At 67.7% G+C, this 16,566-nt stretch carries 17 protein-coding genes; 8 read left to right on the forward strand and 9 right to left on the reverse strand.

Going from position 1 to position 16,566, the window contains the following annotated elements:
* The first annotated feature begins 91 nt into the window (after positions 1-91).
* The 4 genes from ACIA8G_RS15260 to ACIA8G_RS15275 are packed head-to-tail and all read left to right on the forward strand — an operon-like array spanning position 92 to position 3,427.
* On the forward strand, positions 92-958 hold the full coding sequence (locus ACIA8G_RS15260) for a 3-hydroxyacyl-CoA dehydrogenase family protein (protein WP_396419056.1): 867 nt from the start codon (positions 92-94) through the stop codon (positions 956-958).
* Entirely contained in the window at positions 955-1,239 is a 285-nt protein-coding gene (locus ACIA8G_RS15265) for an acyl carrier protein (protein WP_396419057.1), read from the forward strand. The genes ACIA8G_RS15260 and ACIA8G_RS15265 overlap by 4 nt, the downstream gene beginning before the upstream one ends.
* Positions 1,232-2,332 (forward strand): acyl-CoA dehydrogenase family protein, encoded by a 1,101-nt coding sequence (locus ACIA8G_RS15270; RefSeq protein ID WP_396419058.1) that lies wholly within the window; start codon positions 1,232-1,234, stop codon positions 2,330-2,332. The genes ACIA8G_RS15265 and ACIA8G_RS15270 overlap by 8 nt, the downstream gene beginning before the upstream one ends.
* Positions 2,333-2,347: 15 nt before the next feature.
* Entirely contained in the window at positions 2,348-3,427 is a 1,080-nt protein-coding gene (locus ACIA8G_RS15275) for an HAD-IIIC family phosphatase (protein WP_396419059.1), read from the forward strand.
* A gap of 4 nt (positions 3,428-3,431) precedes the next feature.
* Here ACIA8G_RS15275 and ACIA8G_RS15280 read toward each other — a convergent pair whose 3' ends face one another.
* The 9 genes from ACIA8G_RS15280 to ACIA8G_RS15320 form a co-directional block, all read right to left on the reverse strand.
* Positions 3,432-5,291, reverse strand: a complete 1,860-nt coding sequence (locus tag ACIA8G_RS15280) for a BTAD domain-containing putative transcriptional regulator (RefSeq protein WP_396419060.1) — start codon at positions 5,289-5,291, stop codon at positions 3,432-3,434.
* A gap of 235 nt (positions 5,292-5,526) precedes the next feature.
* Positions 5,527-6,384 carry a 3-hydroxybutyryl-CoA dehydrogenase gene (locus ACIA8G_RS15285; protein ID WP_396419061.1) on the reverse strand — a complete coding sequence of 286 codons (858 nt, stop codon included), beginning with the start codon at positions 6,382-6,384 and terminating at the stop codon, positions 5,527-5,529.
* Positions 6,381-7,151 carry a 3-oxoacyl-ACP synthase III family protein gene (locus ACIA8G_RS15290; RefSeq protein WP_396419062.1) on the reverse strand — a complete coding sequence of 257 codons (771 nt, stop codon included), beginning with the start codon at positions 7,149-7,151 and terminating at the stop codon, positions 6,381-6,383. The genes ACIA8G_RS15285 and ACIA8G_RS15290 overlap by 4 nt, the downstream gene beginning before the upstream one ends.
* 1 nt (position 7,152) lies before the next feature.
* Positions 7,153-8,502, reverse strand: coding sequence for a crotonyl-CoA carboxylase/reductase (gene ccrA / locus ACIA8G_RS15295; protein ID WP_396419063.1), 1,350 nt, complete (start codon positions 8,500-8,502; stop codon positions 7,153-7,155).
* 72 nt (positions 8,503-8,574) lie between these two features.
* Complete coding sequence (locus ACIA8G_RS15300) at positions 8,575-9,930, reverse strand: glycosyltransferase (protein ID WP_396419064.1); 1,356 nt, start codon at positions 9,928-9,930, stop codon at positions 8,575-8,577.
* A gap of 3 nt (positions 9,931-9,933) precedes the next feature.
* Entirely contained in the window at positions 9,934-11,121 is a 1,188-nt protein-coding gene (locus ACIA8G_RS15305; protein ID WP_396419065.1) for a class I SAM-dependent methyltransferase, read from the reverse strand.
* Positions 11,122-11,213: 92 nt separating this feature from the next.
* A complete protein-coding gene (locus ACIA8G_RS15310; RefSeq protein WP_396419066.1) occupies positions 11,214-11,651 on the reverse strand; it encodes a hypothetical protein in 438 nt (145 codons plus the stop codon).
* Between the two features lie 44 nt (positions 11,652-11,695).
* Positions 11,696-12,841: a glycosyltransferase family 4 protein gene (locus ACIA8G_RS15315; protein ID WP_396419067.1), complete on the reverse strand. Its 1,146-nt coding sequence runs from the start codon at positions 12,839-12,841 to the stop codon at positions 11,696-11,698.
* Positions 12,842-12,921: 80 nt separating this feature from the next.
* Complete coding sequence (locus ACIA8G_RS15320; RefSeq protein ID WP_396419068.1) at positions 12,922-13,572, reverse strand: L-threonylcarbamoyladenylate synthase; 651 nt, start codon at positions 13,570-13,572, stop codon at positions 12,922-12,924.
* A gap of 117 nt (positions 13,573-13,689) precedes the next feature.
* On the opposite strand from ACIA8G_RS15320, the gene ACIA8G_RS15325 reads away from it, so the two are divergent.
* The 4 genes from ACIA8G_RS15325 to ACIA8G_RS15340 all read left to right on the forward strand — a co-directional run bounded on the left by ACIA8G_RS15325 (position 13,690) and on the right by ACIA8G_RS15340 (position 16,538).
* Entirely contained in the window at positions 13,690-14,964 is a 1,275-nt protein-coding gene (locus ACIA8G_RS15325; protein ID WP_396419069.1) for a hypothetical protein, read from the forward strand.
* A gap of 317 nt (positions 14,965-15,281) precedes the next feature.
* Positions 15,282-15,458: a DUF397 domain-containing protein gene (locus ACIA8G_RS15330; RefSeq protein ID WP_396419070.1), complete on the forward strand. Its 177-nt coding sequence runs from the start codon at positions 15,282-15,284 to the stop codon at positions 15,456-15,458.
* A 100-nt stretch (positions 15,459-15,558) separates the two neighbouring features.
* Positions 15,559-16,005 (forward strand): hypothetical protein, encoded by a 447-nt coding sequence (locus ACIA8G_RS15335; RefSeq protein ID WP_396419071.1) that lies wholly within the window; start codon positions 15,559-15,561, stop codon positions 16,003-16,005.
* Entirely contained in the window at positions 16,002-16,538 is a 537-nt protein-coding gene (locus ACIA8G_RS15340) for a DUF3558 family protein (protein WP_396419072.1), read from the forward strand. Before ACIA8G_RS15335 ends, ACIA8G_RS15340 begins: the two co-directional genes overlap by 4 nt.
* The last annotated feature ends 28 nt before the right edge of the window (positions 16,539-16,566 follow it).

The raw sequence follows: 16,566 nt of genomic DNA on the forward strand, positions 1-16,566 counted from the left end.
TCGGTACAAGCCTGGCGCAAGCAGCACCGCCCTAGCCTCCGGTGACGACGACCGCGGCCGAACGGCGGCTCGCAGGTCCGGTGGAGGATCGGTGTCGGAAAGTCACGCGGCTCGGCCGCTCGCCGTGCTCGGCGCGGGCGTCATGGGGTGTGGCATCGCCACCCTCGCGGTCGGATTCGGGCTGCCCGTCGTGCTCGTCGACGTGGACGAGGACAAGCTCGCCTCCGCCGGCAGGACGATCGCCAGGGAACTGCGGCTGGCCGCGTTGATGGGAGCGCTGCCACCCGGCGTGGCGACCGGCGGCCTCACGACGAGCGCCTCGGTGGCGGACGTCGCGGGCGCGGAGCTGGTGATCGAGGCCGTGACGGAGGACGCCGCCGTGAAGGCGGAGGCGCTGGCCTCCCTCTCCGGCATCGTCGCACCGGACACCCCGGTGGTGTCCAACACCTCGTCCATCCCGATCGGCGAGCTGGCGAACTCGCTGCGCCACCCGGAGACCTTTCTGGGCACGCACTTCATGAACCCGCCGTATCTCATCGAGACGGTCGAGGTGATCCGCGGCGACCGGACGGGGGACGCGGCGCTCGGCCGGCTCGAGTCCGTGCTGGCGCGGCTCGGCCGCAAGCCGCTGACCGTCGGCGACAACCCCGGTTTCGTGACCAGCAGGGTGCTGCACCCCATGATCAACGACGCGGTGCGGGTCGTCGAGGAGGGCACCGCGACACCGGAGACGGTCGACGCGCTCTTCGTGGGCTGCCTCGGCCATCGCACCGGACCGCTGCGCACCGCGGACCTCATCGGTCTCGACAACCTGGCGGACTCGCTCCGCGTGCTCCACGAGCGAACCGGGGACGAGGGCTGCAAGCCCCGGGAGCTGTTGCTGGCCAAAGTACGTGCAGGTGACCTCGGACAGAAGAGCGGCCGGGGCTTCTACGAATACGGGGGCGCGAAGTCGTGACCACATCGCCGGACAAGGCCATCACAGCGGCCCACGTGGAGAAGGAGGTGCTCGAGTTCCTGACCGCGCGCACGAAGCAGAGCTGGGACCCGGACACCGACCTGTTCGCCGACGGTGGTGTGTCGTCGCTGTTCGCGATGGAGCTCGTCGTGTTCCTCGAAGAGGCTTTCGGAATCGTCATCGCGGGCGCCGACCTGCGGCTCGACAACTTCCGCACGGTGCTGCGCATGATGGAACTGGTGCGCCGCCTGTCCACGAACGATCTCGTGCACGGTGGCTGAGAAGCTGACCGCGCTCGCGGACGAGCTGATCGGCGGCCGCGCCGGGGACTGGGACGGCGCGGGCGCCATCCCCCTCGAACTGATCAGGTCGGCCGGCGCGGCGGGACTGCTCTGCGCCCAGGTGCCGGCCGAGTACGGAGGCCCCGGCCTCAGCAGCGCGGACAACGGTGAACTGACCGCGCACGTCGGCGGGCTGTGCAGCTCCTTCCGCAGTCTGATGACCTCGCAGGGCATGGCCGCGTGGGCGATCCAGCGCCTCGGCGGCCTGCGGCAACGACAGGAGTACCTGCCCCGCCTGACCGGTGGGGAGCTGGCCGCCGTCGCGTTCAGCGAACCGCAGGCCGGCAGCGACCTGTCCGCCATCACCACCTCCATCGAGACCGACGGTGACTCGATCGTCCTCACCGGACAGAAGGTGTGGACGACAGGAGCCACTTATGCCGATCTGATCGTGGTTTTCGGTCGCCTTGGGGACGGCGCCGCCGCGGTGGTGGTGCCCACGTCCGCACCGGGTGTCACGATCGAGCGGATCGCGGCGCCGCTCGGTTGTCGTGCCGCGGGGCATGCGAACGTCACCTTCGACTCCGTACGCCTGCCCGCAACCTGCCTCCTCGGTGGTGCCGGGCAGTCCGTCGCGCTGGTCGTGACGGCGGCGCTCACCTACGGCCGGCTGTCGGTCGCCTGGGGCTGTGCCGGCATTCTCCGCTCCTGTCTGCGTGAGGTGACGCGGTTCGCGAGGACCCGGGAGCAGTTCGGCGAACGGATCGGCGGGCACCAGCTCGTCGCCAGACACATCGCCGGTCTGCTGGTGGACGAACGCACCGCGACCCGCGCCGCCGAGCACGCCAGCCACTGCTGGGACGAGCGATCCCCCGACATGATCATCGCTGCCGTGCAGGCGAAGTACGTCGCGTCGACCCAGGCTTCGCGCGGTGCGGCCACCGCCGTCCAGGTGCTCGCTTCCGCGGGTGCGCACGACGGCAGCGCGGTCGCGCGGGCGTACCGGGACGCGAAACTGATGGAGATCATCGAGGGCAGCACCGAGATCTGCCAGCTGATCCTGGCCGACCACGCGCTCTCCACCACGGCCTGAACGAGGGAACAAACGTTGCCGGACCACAAGAACACGCCGACGCTGGTCAAGTGCCTCATCTGGGACCTGGACAACACGCTGTGGCGAGGTGTCCTGCTGGAGAACGACGAAGTCGTGGTCCCGGACGCCATCCGCGACGTGATCGTCGAGCTGGACGCGCGCGGTGTCCTGCACGCCGTGTCGAGCAAGAACGACCACGACCTCGCGTGGGAACGCCTGCGCGAACTGGGGCTCGCCGACTACTTCGTGGCCGCCCGCATCGGCTGGGGACGCAAGTCCGACGCGGTCAGGGAGATCGCGGGGCTGCTCGAGTTCGCCGAGCGCACCGTCGCGTTCATCGACGACCAGGCGACCGAACGCGCCGAAGTCGAGTTCCACCTGCCGGAGATACGGTGCTATCCAGCGGAACGCGCCACCGAGCTGCCCGGTCTGCCGGAGTTCACCCCTGTCTCCCACACGGCCGACTCCGGCCGCCGGAGAACGATGTACCAGGCGAACCTGCGCCGCAACGCCGAACGGGCCGAGTACCAGGGCCCGGACGCGGAGTTCCTCCGATCACTCGGCCTGCGGCTGACAGTGGCCCGCGCGGGCGAGGAGGACATCGCCAGGGCCGAGGAACTGACGGTGCGCACGAGCCAGATGAACGCGACCGGTGTGCACTACTCCGACGCCGACCTGCGCGCGCTGCTCACCGATGCGCACCACGAGGTGCTCGTCGCCTCGCTGTCGGACCGGTTCGGCTCGCACGGCGTGATCGGCATCGTTCTGGTCGCCAGGCACGCCTCTTCGTGGCACCTCAAGCTGCTCGCCACGTCGTGCCGGGTGATGTCGTTCGGCATCGGTGCCGCGCTGCTCGGCTGGATCGCCGATCAGGCCGCGCGAGCGGAAGTCCACTTGATCGCAGACTTCCGCCGGACGGACCGGAACCGGATCATGGAGGTGGCGTACCGGTTCGCGGGATACGAACAGCAGGACTGCGGCTGTGCGCAGGAGCTCGCACCTGGCGGGAACAACATCGAACGCCTGCACCTGAAGCCGGTGCGGCAGGAGCCACCGGTGACGCTGGCTCTCGCCGCACCCGACCTCACCGGGTGACCTGTCAGACGCCGGCCTCGGCCATCCGCAGCGCGTCGCGACGGTTCGCGTCACAACGCAGGACGTACGCCCGCATCAGGCTGTGAACTCGATAGTGCCCGAACCGCAAGGGTTCCACCACGTTCGCATCGGCGAGGGACTCGAGCACCCGCTCGGCCACGAACCGATCGCCGGAACGGGCTCCGGCCGCCGACACGTCGAACGGCCGGCTCTCGAAGGCGCTGACCGAGAGGAAAACGGTCCGCTGCTCCGCGCTGAGCCGGTCGTAGGACGTGCTGAACGCGGCGGCCAGCCCGTTCTTGCCGATGTCCAGATCCGCCATGGCGAGACGGTCCCTGCTCAGCAACGCGGTGAGGTCGCTGATGCTCCACACCGGACGGTTGCACAGCCGCACCGCCGCGAAGTGCAGCGCCAGCGGCAGTCCGCCACACATCTCGGCGAGTTCGGCGACGGCGTCCGGTTCGGCCGCGACCCGTTGCGGCGCCAGGGTCGCGGACAGGAAGTCGACCGCCTCCCGCACTTCCAGCGGTTGCAACGACACCGTTTGCGTCGTGTGCGAACCAACGAGCCGGTTGCGGCTCGTGACCAGCACGGAGCAGCCCTTGCCGCCGGGCAGCAGCGGCTCGATCTGAGCCGCGCTGACGGCGTTGTCCAGCACCAGCAACACCTTCCGGTTCACCAGCTGGGTGCGCCACACCGCGACGCGCTGCTCGAGAGTGGCCGGGATCGAGGCAGCCGGCACACCCACCGCCTCCAGCAGCTCGGCCAGCGCGGCGGCGGGATCCATCGGCTCCTGGCCTCCACTGTGCCCATGCAGGTCGACGAACAGCTGGCCGTCCGGGAACTGGTCGGCCAGCAGGTGCGCGGCGTGCACGGCGAGCCTCGTCTTGCCCACGCCGGCCATCCCGTCGATGGTCGTGATGCCCAGCGCGCTCCCGGCAACCCCGCCCGACGTCGCCGCGTCGACGATCCGGCGCAGTTCGTCGGCGCGGCCGACGAATCCCGGCGTGTCCGGCGGCAGTGAACGCCTGCCCGCACCGAGGCTTCCCGCGGGCAGTGCGAGTTCGACGTCGTGGTTGAGGATCTTCTGGTGCAACGACTTCAGCTCGGGCCCCGGCTCGACGGCCAGGTCGTCGACCAGCGCCTGCCGCGCTGTGCGGTAGACCTGCAACGCCTCCGCCTGCTGGCCGCTGCGGTAGAGAGCGCGCATCAGCAGTGCGGCAAGGCGTTCCTTCTTCGGGTGCTGCAGGAAGAGGGTGCGCAGCTCGGGGATGACCTGCGTGTGCCGATCGAAGGCGAGGTCGATCTCCAGGCTCTCCTGCCGCGCGGCGAGCCGTTCCTCGTTGAGGCTCACCGCTTCCAGCTCCGCGAACGAACCGGGGATCTCCGACAGCGCCGGGCCCCGCCAGATCGACAGCGCCGACGACAGCGCCTCGGCGGCCTCCGTCAGGGACCCCACGTTCAGCGCCGACCGGCCGTGTTCGATCCGCTCCCTGAACACCTCCACATCGGACTCACCGGGCTCGAGCCGAAACCGGTAGCCCGTCGCGTCCGTCAGGATCCTGTCCTCGCCGTCCAGTCCCACCGAGGCCAGCCGGGCCCGCAGCCTGCACACGTACGAATGGACGGTTGCGGAACTGGTGAGCGGCGAATCGTCATCCCAGGCCGCATTCACCAAATGCTTGACCGAAACGGGTTGATTCCCACGAAGTACCAATGCGGCGAGCAACGCGCGCACTCGTGGCCCGCCCACCTGAACGACGGAACCGCTACTGCGAACCTCGAACGGCCCCAAGAACCGAAACTCCACAAAAGCCCCCCAGCTCTTTGTGATGATCACGCACGTCAGGAGGGCGACCGACACTCACTGCACGTCAGACGGTGTCCAACGAGACAGGAAGCGCTACCTGAGCGGGGTCCGAACAGGACCGGCGACTAGACGATGAAGCCAGACGAGAACAAGGCAGGAAAATTCCCGCAATCCACCGTTGAAACGGTGCTCGTACTCCCGGCGAACCCCCCAGGTTCCTCCGCGCCCGACGATACCCAGCACCCACAGCTCTGCGCAACATCCGCTGATCACAGAGTTCGAACACCTATCAGTACGAGTAGAAGCCTCGTCCGCTCTTACGGCCGAGATATCCGCCATCGATCATGCGCAGCAGCAACGCGGGTGGGGCGTGCAGCGGTTCCTTGGTCTCGGCGTACATCGACTCGCCTACGGCCGCGACGGTGTCGAGGCCGACGAGGTCGATCAGCGCGAGCGGTCCCATCGGGTGGCCGCAGCCCAGGGTCATGCCGCGGTCGACGTCCTCGGCGGAGGCCGTCTCCGACTCGACCATCCGCACCGCCGCCATCAGGTACGGAAGGAGCAGGGCGTTGACGACGAAGCCCGCCTGGTCCTTCGCGGCGATGACCTGCTTGCCCAGCGTCTTGGTGAGGAACGACGTCGTTCGCGTGATCGTGCCGGTGTCCGTGGCGAGAGAGCTGATCACCTCGACCAGTGGCATGACGGGCACGGGGTTGAAGAAGTGCACCCCGATGACCCTGCTGGGGTTCTCGGTCGCCCGGCCCAGCTTCATGATCGGCAGAGACGAGGTGGTCGACGCGAGCACGGCCGCGGGATCGGTGATGATCTCGTCGAGCGTCGCGAAGATCTCCTGTTTGGGCGCGAGCCTCTCGACCACTGCCTCCAGCACGAACTGGCGATCGGCGAGGTCCTTGAGGTCGGTGGACCAGGTGACCAGGCCGAGTGCGGCGGAGCGGTCGGATGCTGACAGTTTTTCCTTGTTCACCAAGCGGTCCAGCGAACGTTCGAGTTGCCTGCGGCCGCGGTCGGCCGACTCGGGGCGCGATGCGGCTACCAGTACGTCGAGGCCGGCGCGGGCGCAGATCTCCGCGAACCCCACGCCCATCTGGCCGGCGCCGACGACGCCGACGCGGTCGATCGCGGTCATGCCGACCACCTGACCAGGCTGGTGCCGATGGACATGCCACCGCCGAAGCCGGCCAGCAGCACCAGGTCGCCAGCGGCGATCTTGCCGGTTCGCACCGCGTCGTCCAGTGCGACGGGCACCGACGCGCTGCCGAGATTGCCGTACCGGTCGACGGTGAGGTGTGTGTGGGCGGCACCGAGGCCGCTGCGCTCGGCCAGCTCACGCAACAACACGCCGTTGGCCTGGTGTGGAACGAAACAGTCGACGTCGGCGATCCCGCCGTTCTCGACCTCACCGACAACCACGGCGCCAGCGCCGTCGCCCAGCAGTACCGAGGTGCTCCGATCGCTGAAGTCGAGGATCCGCGAGAAGACGTCGGCGCCGATGACGAGCGCGAGCGCGCCGGGCCTGGCGGCCACGAGTGACCGTGCCAGTTCGACGCCGTAAACGAACCCGGCGCAGACGGCGTTGATGTCGAAGCAGGCCGCGCCGGTCATTTCCTGCACCAGGCAGGCCGTCGGCGGCTGTGGGAAGTCGCTGGTCGAGGTGGACAGGATGAGGTAGCTGACCCGGTCGGCCCGCACGCTGGCGCTTTCCAGCGCACGGGTGGCGGCGACGGCCGCAAGGTCCGACGTCGCTTCGCCGTGGCGGGCCCAGCGGCGCGTCGCGATCCCGGTCTTGCGCAGGATCCACTCCGGCGTCGCCTCGGTGACCAGTTCGGCGATCTCCTCGTTGGTCACGACGCGGTCGGGAACACACGAACCGGTGCCCAGCACTCCGATGGCCATCTCACACACCGATCCCCGCAGCGATGCCGCGCAACGGGTTCAGCCTGTCCTCGCCGATACGGGACCGCAGCTCGGGGTTGGTGACGCCGAGACCGCGGCCCGGCGCCATGCACAGCACCGCGATCTTGCCGAGGTGCCGGTTCGTCTGCACCAGGCGGGTCGCCTCCGCGACCTCCTCGAGCGGGTAGACCGCGGACATCGTGGGCGCGATGTGGCCGAGTTCGATGAGCCGATTGGTGTCCCACACCTCCTGGAGGTTGGCGCCGTGACTGCCGATCACCCGCTTGAGCTTCATCCAGAGATAGCGGTTGTCGAACACGTGCTGGTAGCCGGTGCTGGAGCCGCAGGTGACCACGACACCGCCACGGCGCACCACGAACACCGAGACACCGAACGTCGCGCGGCCGGTGTGCTCGAACACGATGTCCGGGTCGCGGCCGACCTTCTCGCGGATGATCGAGCCGAGCCTGCGGCCGACCTCCAGCACGCGTTCCGGATCGTCCGCGATGTCGTCACCGAGACCGAGCTGCTCGCGGTTGATCACGATGTCGCAGCCGAGCGCCTTCAGCGCCTCGGCCTTGCGTTCCGAGCTGACGACGCCGATCGGGATGCCACCGCCGTTGCGCACGAACTGGACGGCGGAGCCGCCGAGACCGCCGGCAGCGCCCCAGATCAACACGACGTCGCCCTGCTTCATGCGGGCGCCGCGGTCGCTGACGAGCATGCGGTAGGCGGTGCCCGCGCACAGCGTGTTGCTGGCGGCCTCCTCCCACGTGAGGTGGGCGGGCTTCGGCGCGAGCTGGCTCGCGCGCACCACCGTGTAGTCGGCGAGCCCGCCGAAGTTGGTCTCAAACCCCCACGCCCGCTGTTCGGCGCCCATCATGCCGTCGGAGTGTGTCGCGGGTTCCTGGTCGTCGACATGGACGGGGCTGACGACCACGTGGTCGCCGGCCTTCCAGCGCCGTACTCCGGATCCGACCCGGACGACGACGCCCGCGCCGTCAGAGCCGACCACGTGGTGCGGCAGGTCGTGCCTGGTCGCCCAGCCGCCCTGGCGGGCGAACTGTTTGAGGAAGCGGAACGTCGGGATCGGCTCGAACATGGCCGACCACACCGTGTTGTAGTTGATCGAGCTGGCCATCACGGCCACCACGACCTCGTCCGGCGCAGGCTCCGGCATCGGCACGGGGCCGAGCCGCAACGACTTGCGGACGTCCTTGTCGACCACCCCGCGGAACATCTCGGAATCCTCGACCCGCAGATGTGCGGCCAGAAATTCCGCCGGCAGCGGAATGCGCTCGATCTCCTCGGGTGTCGCGCCGCCGAGCAACGCGTCAGACAAAGTGCTCATCGTCGCCTCTCGTGTGCATCACGGTTCTCCGCGCCGAAAATGGCGACGAGAACAACCACCACAAAGGCCAGGTCAGCCAATCGCACACTGTTCACCTTCCAGAACAGCCGAGATCAGGTCGGCGGCCGCGCCGACCCCGCCGGCCGCGGCGAGCTCACGTCCCCAGTGGACGGCTCGCTCCCGCAGACGGTCGTCGGTCAGCAACCGGCGGAGCTTGTCCACCAGCTCGCCCCTGCCAACCGACCGCACGTCCTCCACCATCAGCGCACCGCCCGCGTCGACGAAGCGCACAGCCAGGTCACGCGTCTCCCAGGACCGCGGCGTCAGCAGCAACGGCTTGCCGAAGCGCAGTCCGTGATGGCTGCTGTTGCCGCCGTGTGCCCAGTACACCCGAACGTTCGGGTGGGCGAGGACCTCCACCTGCGGGACCCACGACTCGACCCGCAGGTTGGCGGGCAGGACATCCGGAAGCAGCGTCTGCTGCGCCTTCGTCATGCTCCACAGGAAGTGGTGCTCGGGACCGAGACGCTCGATCGCCGCGACCATCTCGGCCGCGGTGGCCGCCGACACCCGCATGAGACTGCCGAGTCCGATGTAGACGACGGACTCCCGCCGGTCCAGCCAGTCGAAGAGGTCCGCGTCGGTTCCGGACGCCTGACCACGCGGCCGCACCATCGTGCCCAGCATGTGCACGGAGGACGGAGCCGGGAACGGGTACTCGATGCCGAACACCGTGTTCCCGAGAATCGCGGCAGCCCCGTCGGCGTAGACGGTGTGCACGACCTTGAGGTTCTTCATCCCGAGCTCCTGGCGACGGCGCTGGTGAGCGACCATCCGCTTGAGGAACGCAGGCTTGCCGATCATCATCAGCTTCGGCAGCACCTTGAACAGGCGGTTCTCCCAGCTCTGCCGCCAAGTCATCCGCAGCGGCAGTCCGCTCAGCATGGCCGGATATCCGCTCGGCACCCGAGTGGCGAACAGATAGCTCACCGGTGCCGCGCTGTTCATCACGTACGGGATGTTCCTGTTCATCGCCGCGTCCAGGGCCGCGAAGTCGGCCGAATCGATCACCATCAAGTCCGGTCGCACCCGATCGATGACCTCCAGCGTCCGCTGGTACATCCGCTCGCCGTGCTCGGGGTCGAACAGCAGCTCGAAGAACGCCACCAGGCTGCGCGAGCGAGACGAGTTGTTGACGAGGTCGTAGGTCTCGTCGCTCCACTCGGTGGGCTGCAAGTCGGCGTGTGGGCCAGGTCCGCGTGACACGAACCGCGGCGATCCGCCCATGGCCGCCACATCGGCCTCCCGATCGTCCGTGCACCCGAACCAGAGTTCGTCCGCGCCACGGCCGGCCAGTTCCCCGGCGATGGCCGCCAGCGGGTAGAAGAGTCCTGCGTGCGTCTCACTCGTGAAGAGGATTCGGCCCACAGGTCAGCCCTGCCCGAACTGACGTGCGACCCAGGCGACCGGGTCCTCGGTGCGAGGCATCCACGCCGCCGAGCTCTGTTCCTTGTTGAGGCCCTTCTCGACGACGGCCATGTTGTGGTGGAAGTGCACGGCGGTGACCGCCAGCTCGATCTCCGACGGGGTGTACCCCCCGTCCCGGACCTGTTCCTGGTGGTGCAGCCCGTCCACGAGGGACTTGAGGTGGCCGATCGACGTGCCGGAGGCGCCGTCACCCGCGCTGCTGCCGCCCCAGCCCGGCCAATAGGCGGTCTGCGTGTCCTCCACGACGTACAGGCCGCCCGGCTTCAGATGCGGGAACAGCGCCTGGAACGAGGTGATCACGTCCGCGTTCATGTGGCTGCCGTCGTCGATGATGACGTCGAACGGCCCTGCCGCCTCAGCGAACTCCGTCAGGAACGCGACGTCGGCCTGGTCGCCCTGCACGGGACGCACCCGCGCCTCGGCGATGCCGGACTTGTCGAAGACGTCGAGCCCGTACACCACGCCGCGCCGGAAGTAGTGCTTCCACATCTGCAGCGACGCACCACCGCCGGCGGGGTCGGCGTACCCGCCGATGCCGATCTCCAGCACGGTGACGCGCTGGTCTCGTAGGGAGGCGAAGTACCGCTCGTAGTTGCCGGTGTACCAGTGGGCGCCCCACTTGTCCGACCCGAACCGCACCGCCAGCGACGAGAGAGACGGCCGGTGGTCGCTCAGTGCGGCCAGGAGCTGTGAGGCGGCCGTCACGACCACCTCGCGCTGCTTGAGGAAGGGGTCGCTGGGGTCGAGGATCGGGGTGTCCGACTCCGTCACCTGGATGTCACGGGTGAAGTCACGGCGCCCAGGGGGACCGAACAGGGCGAGCAGCACCTCGGCGACGTCCTGCCGGATCACCACGAGCGGATCGCTCAGTTCTCCGGGCTCGACAGCGACCGTGCCCGCTCCGAAGACGACCGTGTTCGGGAACACGGTGCCCCCGAGCACGAGGTCGAACTGGAGAGCCGCCTTCTCGTGCTGAACCGAGTTCACGGTGACCCGCGACACCAGCTCGGCCAGCAGGACCTCGACGACTCGGTCCGCGTCGTGCCCGGCGAGCTCCGCCTCGACGTCCACGACGGACCTCTCGGCGATCCGCAGCAGGTCGTCGACCAGCCCGGCGGCAGCGTTCGTCATCCTCAACCCCCCATTTGACCTACAGGTTCGTCGAGGACCCTAGGCACGGGGGGCTTTCAAAAGCCTGACAACGCTGCTGACGTCGTGTCTGGTCAGCTCGGGTCGGCGGCCGGAATGACCGAGGGCATCTTCATCCGCTTGGACGCGCGGGCCTCCATGGCGGCGGTGACGATGATCGTCGCGATCATGGTGAACGCCAGCGCCTTCGGATGCAGCCACGACACGTCGCGAAGCAGCACCATCACCCCGAGCAGAATGATCATCTTGAGCATGAACCCGCCGAGTGCGGCAGCCATCACGAAGTGCACCTCGAGCGCCGCTGTCTTCCGCATCAGCCACAACGTGCTGAGCGAGGACACGCAGATCACGGCGCCACCGACGAGTGCTCCGAGCAGACCGGGCACACCGACCCAGATCGTGGACACGACGACTCCGAGGACCACCGTCGCAACGGTCGCCCAGAGCGCACCCCGGAACATCTCGGCGGCGAGCCCGCGCACCAGAGACGCGTGCGTAACTTCCTCACTCATACCACCGAGTGTAGAAAGCCCCTGATTCCGCACCTCAACTGCGGTCACTGACCGCTTCGGCGGGCGTCTCGCAGCCGAGGGATCACCGAGACCACGAACGTCACGATCAGCCCGATGACGAAGCACGTGGCCACGATGATCGGGTCGAACAACGTGAGCGCCACCGCGCCGAACGCCAGCACACCGGCCCACAAGTAGATGAGCAGCACCGCCCGCCGCTGGGAGTGCCCGATCTCCAGCAACCGGTGGTGCAGGTGCATCTTGTCGGGCGAGAACGGGCTCTCGCCCCGACGAGTGCGGCGGATGATCGCCATCAGCAGGTCGAGCAGCGGCACGAACAGCACGGCGGCGACGACGATCAGCGGCGACAGCAGACCGAGCAGGTCGGCCGCGCTGCCGGTAGCCTGGTTGATCTTGCCGGAGGCGCTGGTCGTGGCGGCGGCGAGCATGAGGCCGATGAGCATGGAGCCCGAGTCGCCCATGAAGATGCGCGCGGGGTTGAAGTTGTGCGGCAGGAAGCCGAGGCACGCGCCGGCGAGCGCGGCGGCGATCAGCGCGGGCGGGTAGGCCTCGACCGCGCCCTGCCGTTCGACGAGCAGGCCGATCGAGAACGCACAGGTGGCCGCGGCGGCGATGAGGCCGATGCCAGCGGCGAGCCCATCGAGCCCGTCGACGAAGTTCATCGCGTTGATCATGGTGACCGCGAGCAGCACCGTGAGCAGCGCGCCTTGGTTCTGGTCGAGCGAGATGGTGGCGCCGCCGTCCCACGGCACCCACGCGATCATCCACTGCAGGCCGAACAACACGAGGATGCCCGCCGCCGTGACCTGCCCGGCGAGCTTGGTGAGCGAGTCGAGCTCGAACCGGTCGTCGATCGCCCCCACGAGCACGATGACGCCGCCCGCGACCATGACGCCCCACGGGTCGTTGGAGAAGTCGAACGCGGCCCGCAGCACCGGCAACTGGTGCGCGAGGAACATGCCGCACAGCACGCCGCCGTAGATGGCGACACCACCCATGCGCGGCATCGGCTGCACGTGCACGTCGCGCTGCCGCGGATAAGCCACCGCCCCGATCCGGAACGCCATCAGGCGCACCAGTCCGACGAGCAGGAACGTCACAACGGCGGCGATCAACGCGACGAGCAGGTACTCGCGCACAGGAAGGACGAACGAGTATGCGGGCCCCACGGGCCTACCAATCAATCGGGGAATTTCGGGGTGCGCGCCACGCTACCCGCGGCGACATGATCAATTCTGGCACCAGCGCGTCACCGCGCGAGTTCGACCTCGATGCCGAGCACCTCGTCGACCTCTTTCTTGCTGACCGCACCCTCACGCAGGATCAACGCGTCCGGCCCGGTCAGGTCGACGATGGTCGAGGCGATGTTCTCACCGCTCAACCCGCCGTCCAGGTACACGGGCACCGCGTCGCCGAGCTGGTCCCGAGCCTCCTGCGCACTGGACGCAGGCGCCTGCCCGGACTTGTTCGCGCTGGACACGGCCATCGGCCCAACGTCGCGCAACAACTCGAGGGCCACCGGATGCAACGGCATGCGCAGCATCACCGTGCCGCGCGTCTGCCCGAGATCCCACGCGAGGCTGGGCGCGTGCGGCAGCACGATGCTCAGCCCTCCAGGCCAGAACGCCTCGATGAGCGCCCGAGCCTGCCTCGGCACGCTCAGCACCAGCCCGTCGATCGTGGTCCAGGACCCGACGAGCACAGGCACGGGCATGTCAGGCCCGCGTCCCTTGGCGTCGAGAAGGCTCCGGACGGCTTCCGCGTCGAACGCGTCACAGCCGATCCCATAAACGGTGTCGGTGGGCAGGACGACAAGGCGCCCGCTCCGCACCGCCCCGGCAGCAGCGGCAAGTCCCGCCGCGCGGTTGCTCGGTTCGCTGCAGTCGTAGACCGTGCTCACCTCGGTGAGCCTAGCCAGCCGTCCCGACAGGGTGACGTGAGACCCGTCCAATAACGCAGCGCAGCCATCTGCCGTTGGCTACATTGAGGCCGATCTGGGGGGATTTCTGGGGGATTCATGTCACTTGACCAAAACATGTGGGCTCCGCTGACGCCACCGCCATCGCGCCCACGCAGACCGTTGATCATCGGCCTCTCACTGGGCTTCGTCCTCTTGCTGGCCATGGCCGCCGCAGGGCTGTTCTTCATCGTCCCGCTGGTAGCAAAACGCATCGCTGACGCCGCACCAGGCCCCATCAAGGGCGACCCCGACAGCATCGTGCTGCGCCAGGAACCCGGCACCGGCCCCGCCTTCAAGTACGGCGGCACCCCGATCTACGACGCGTGCACGCTCGTGACGATCGCCAGCCTGGAGTCGTTCGGCCTGAAGCTGGCGCGCGACTACAACGTCGGCCACGAACACCTGGACGCCGACGTGCCGGCAGACGCCGCGATCGCCCTGGGCTCCGGCCCGGACAGGATCAGCAACTGCTTCTACATGCTGGACAGCAAAGACTCGCTCCACGTGGACGTGCACCAGACCCCGTTCACCACTCCGGCCGACCTGACGGTGGATCAGAACCGCGCCAAGTTCGGAGGCGCCGAGATCCGCACCTCAGCCGGCTTGTCACTGGCCTCGTGGCGCGACGACAGGTACAAGTCCGACCACGTGATGCTTTGGAACGCGGACCTCCTGGTAGAGGTCACCATCCGGCAGACCGACGACTCCACCGGAGCCCTGGACGTAGCCGCCTTCGTGCCAAAACTGGAAAGTCTCCTGCAGTCAGGAATCGCAGCGGGCCCGACCGCCCCGATGCGCCACGTCTACGACTCCCCCGTCGAGACGGTGAAGGACCCGTGCGCGATAGCCAGCGCGGCAGCGTTCTCCGCGGCCTTCCCGTCCATTGCCACCGCACCATCCATTGTGGACGGTTCCTACCCGATCGACGCCACGATCCCGGAATCCGAGCAGGGCCGCAGTAACGCCCGCCGCGCCGATCTCGCGTGCTCGCGCACCAACATCGTGCCGCGGGGCAGCCTCAACACGGACTCGTACCGCGTCCTGAAGGTCGACCTCTTGGTGTGGGACCGCAAACTGCCTGCCGACACCCGTAACGCCGCGCATTGCGACCCCAGCACGGAGCACACCCGGATTCCGGTTGCGCCGTCGATCGGCACCGGGCAGGCCTGCCTGGTCGGCTCTTCTGGCGAGTGGGAGCTGAAGTTCCAGGTGGACAACGTGAACGTGGGCGTTCAGTACGGGGATTCGGATGCCAGGGCCGAGTCAGCCGTTCGGCTGGAGCAGTTGGTGCCTGCCGCTAAGTCGATCGATTCGGCTGGGCTGTTCCGCTGACCGCTGTCGCCTGATCGGCTTTGCTCTGTCGGCAAGACCTTCCTCGCACTGACCCGATCGGGTTTGCCCGTGCTGCAAACCACCCGCAGGCATGTCCTTGGAACGCGCCGGCGAACTCATCGACGCCTCCGCCACCAAGATGAGCTGCTCAGACGCGACACTGGACTCAAGGTCGTCTACCTCGAAACCTCACGTCCAGCTTGTTCCTCGAAGAACCGGAGGAGATCGAGACGTACGAGAAAGCCATCCGGCTTCTGGGTCCTACGCGCACGGCCTGAGGGAGCATCACTGGAAGTGATCTCCGAGCTGGCGCGTCGATGGGAACAGGGTGGACTGGCGTAAGAGCAGCTACAGCGACACCCCAGGAGAACTGCGTCGAGGTGGCGTTCACCACCACCCATGCAGGTGTCCGCGACTCCAAGCACCCGTCTGGACCTGCGCTTTCATTCTCACTTAGCGCATTCAAAGCCTTCCTGACCAGGGAGAAGTTTTAGCCCAAACAGGGCTAAGTAGTTCAACGCATCCCCCGAACGGCCGCACGACGGTAAGGTCATGAGCCGACCACAGAGCGCAATCGGGGAGGGTCGAGCTTCTGTGTCCGAAGAAGCAACATTCACAAGGGGCGCCAGCTTCGCCGACAAGGTCGCAGGTGGTACCTGGGACTCACTGATGGGTGGCGGTCTCAGTGCCATCGTCGCAGCCGGCAAGGCAGTCGCGATCGCGGTCGAGACCCAACAACTGTCCGTCGACCCACACCTGGTCGACACCATGATCAAAAAGCTCGCCGACATGCAGGCTGCGCTAGAAAGCATCCAGGTGCGCGCATTTGACTTGAGCGCCGACACCAAGCTGGGCGGCGGCTACGCAGAGAAGATCAGCCAGAACAACAGAACGTTCGGACAAGAGGCGCAGAAGACGCTCAAGAGCCTCTACGACGCGATCGACGGTCTGAAAACCCAGATCGAGAAGAGTCGCGCGTCTTACCATGCGGTCGACACTGGGAGTGCCGACTCGCTCAAGAAACTCGACGGGAAGTCATGAAGCGGATCGCAATTGCCAGCGTCCTCGGTATCGCGTTGCTGACTGCCGCGTGCACCGGAACAACTGGCGCACCCAAGCCAACCCCCACCAGCGGTGAAGGCACGCCGACGAGCACACCGGCAGCGTCGGGGCTCGAAGCACTGGAGCCGTGTGGTCTCCTAGCGGAATCCGAGGCAACCACCATCGGAATGTCCTCCCCGGGCAACGCCGTGCAGGTCGCGTCGTCCGACGGCTGCGAGTGGCGTGCGGCCAGCGGTGGTGGCGGTGTGCGTGCAGGCATCCGTGCGAAGGCCGGCGTGAAAGAACTGAACCTGAACGGCGACAAGCTCTCGTCGATCAAGGTCGGCAAGTTCGATGCAACCAAGGTCGAGGCTGCGGACGGCGCGAAGAACCTGTGTGCCATCGCGATCTCAGTGACCGAATCGTCGTCGGTTCTCGTCATTGCGAACTTGAGCCTCAGCTCAAGCGACACAGCGGCCGCATGTGAGCGGGCGTCCAAGACCGCCGATCTGATCGCTCCGAAGCTGTCGTAACAACGCCCGAGGGGGATTCTCATGGCGC

Source organism: Lentzea sp. NPDC051213, from assembly GCF_044455585.1.
Lineage (GTDB): Bacteria > Actinomycetota > Actinomycetes > Mycobacteriales > Pseudonocardiaceae > Lentzea.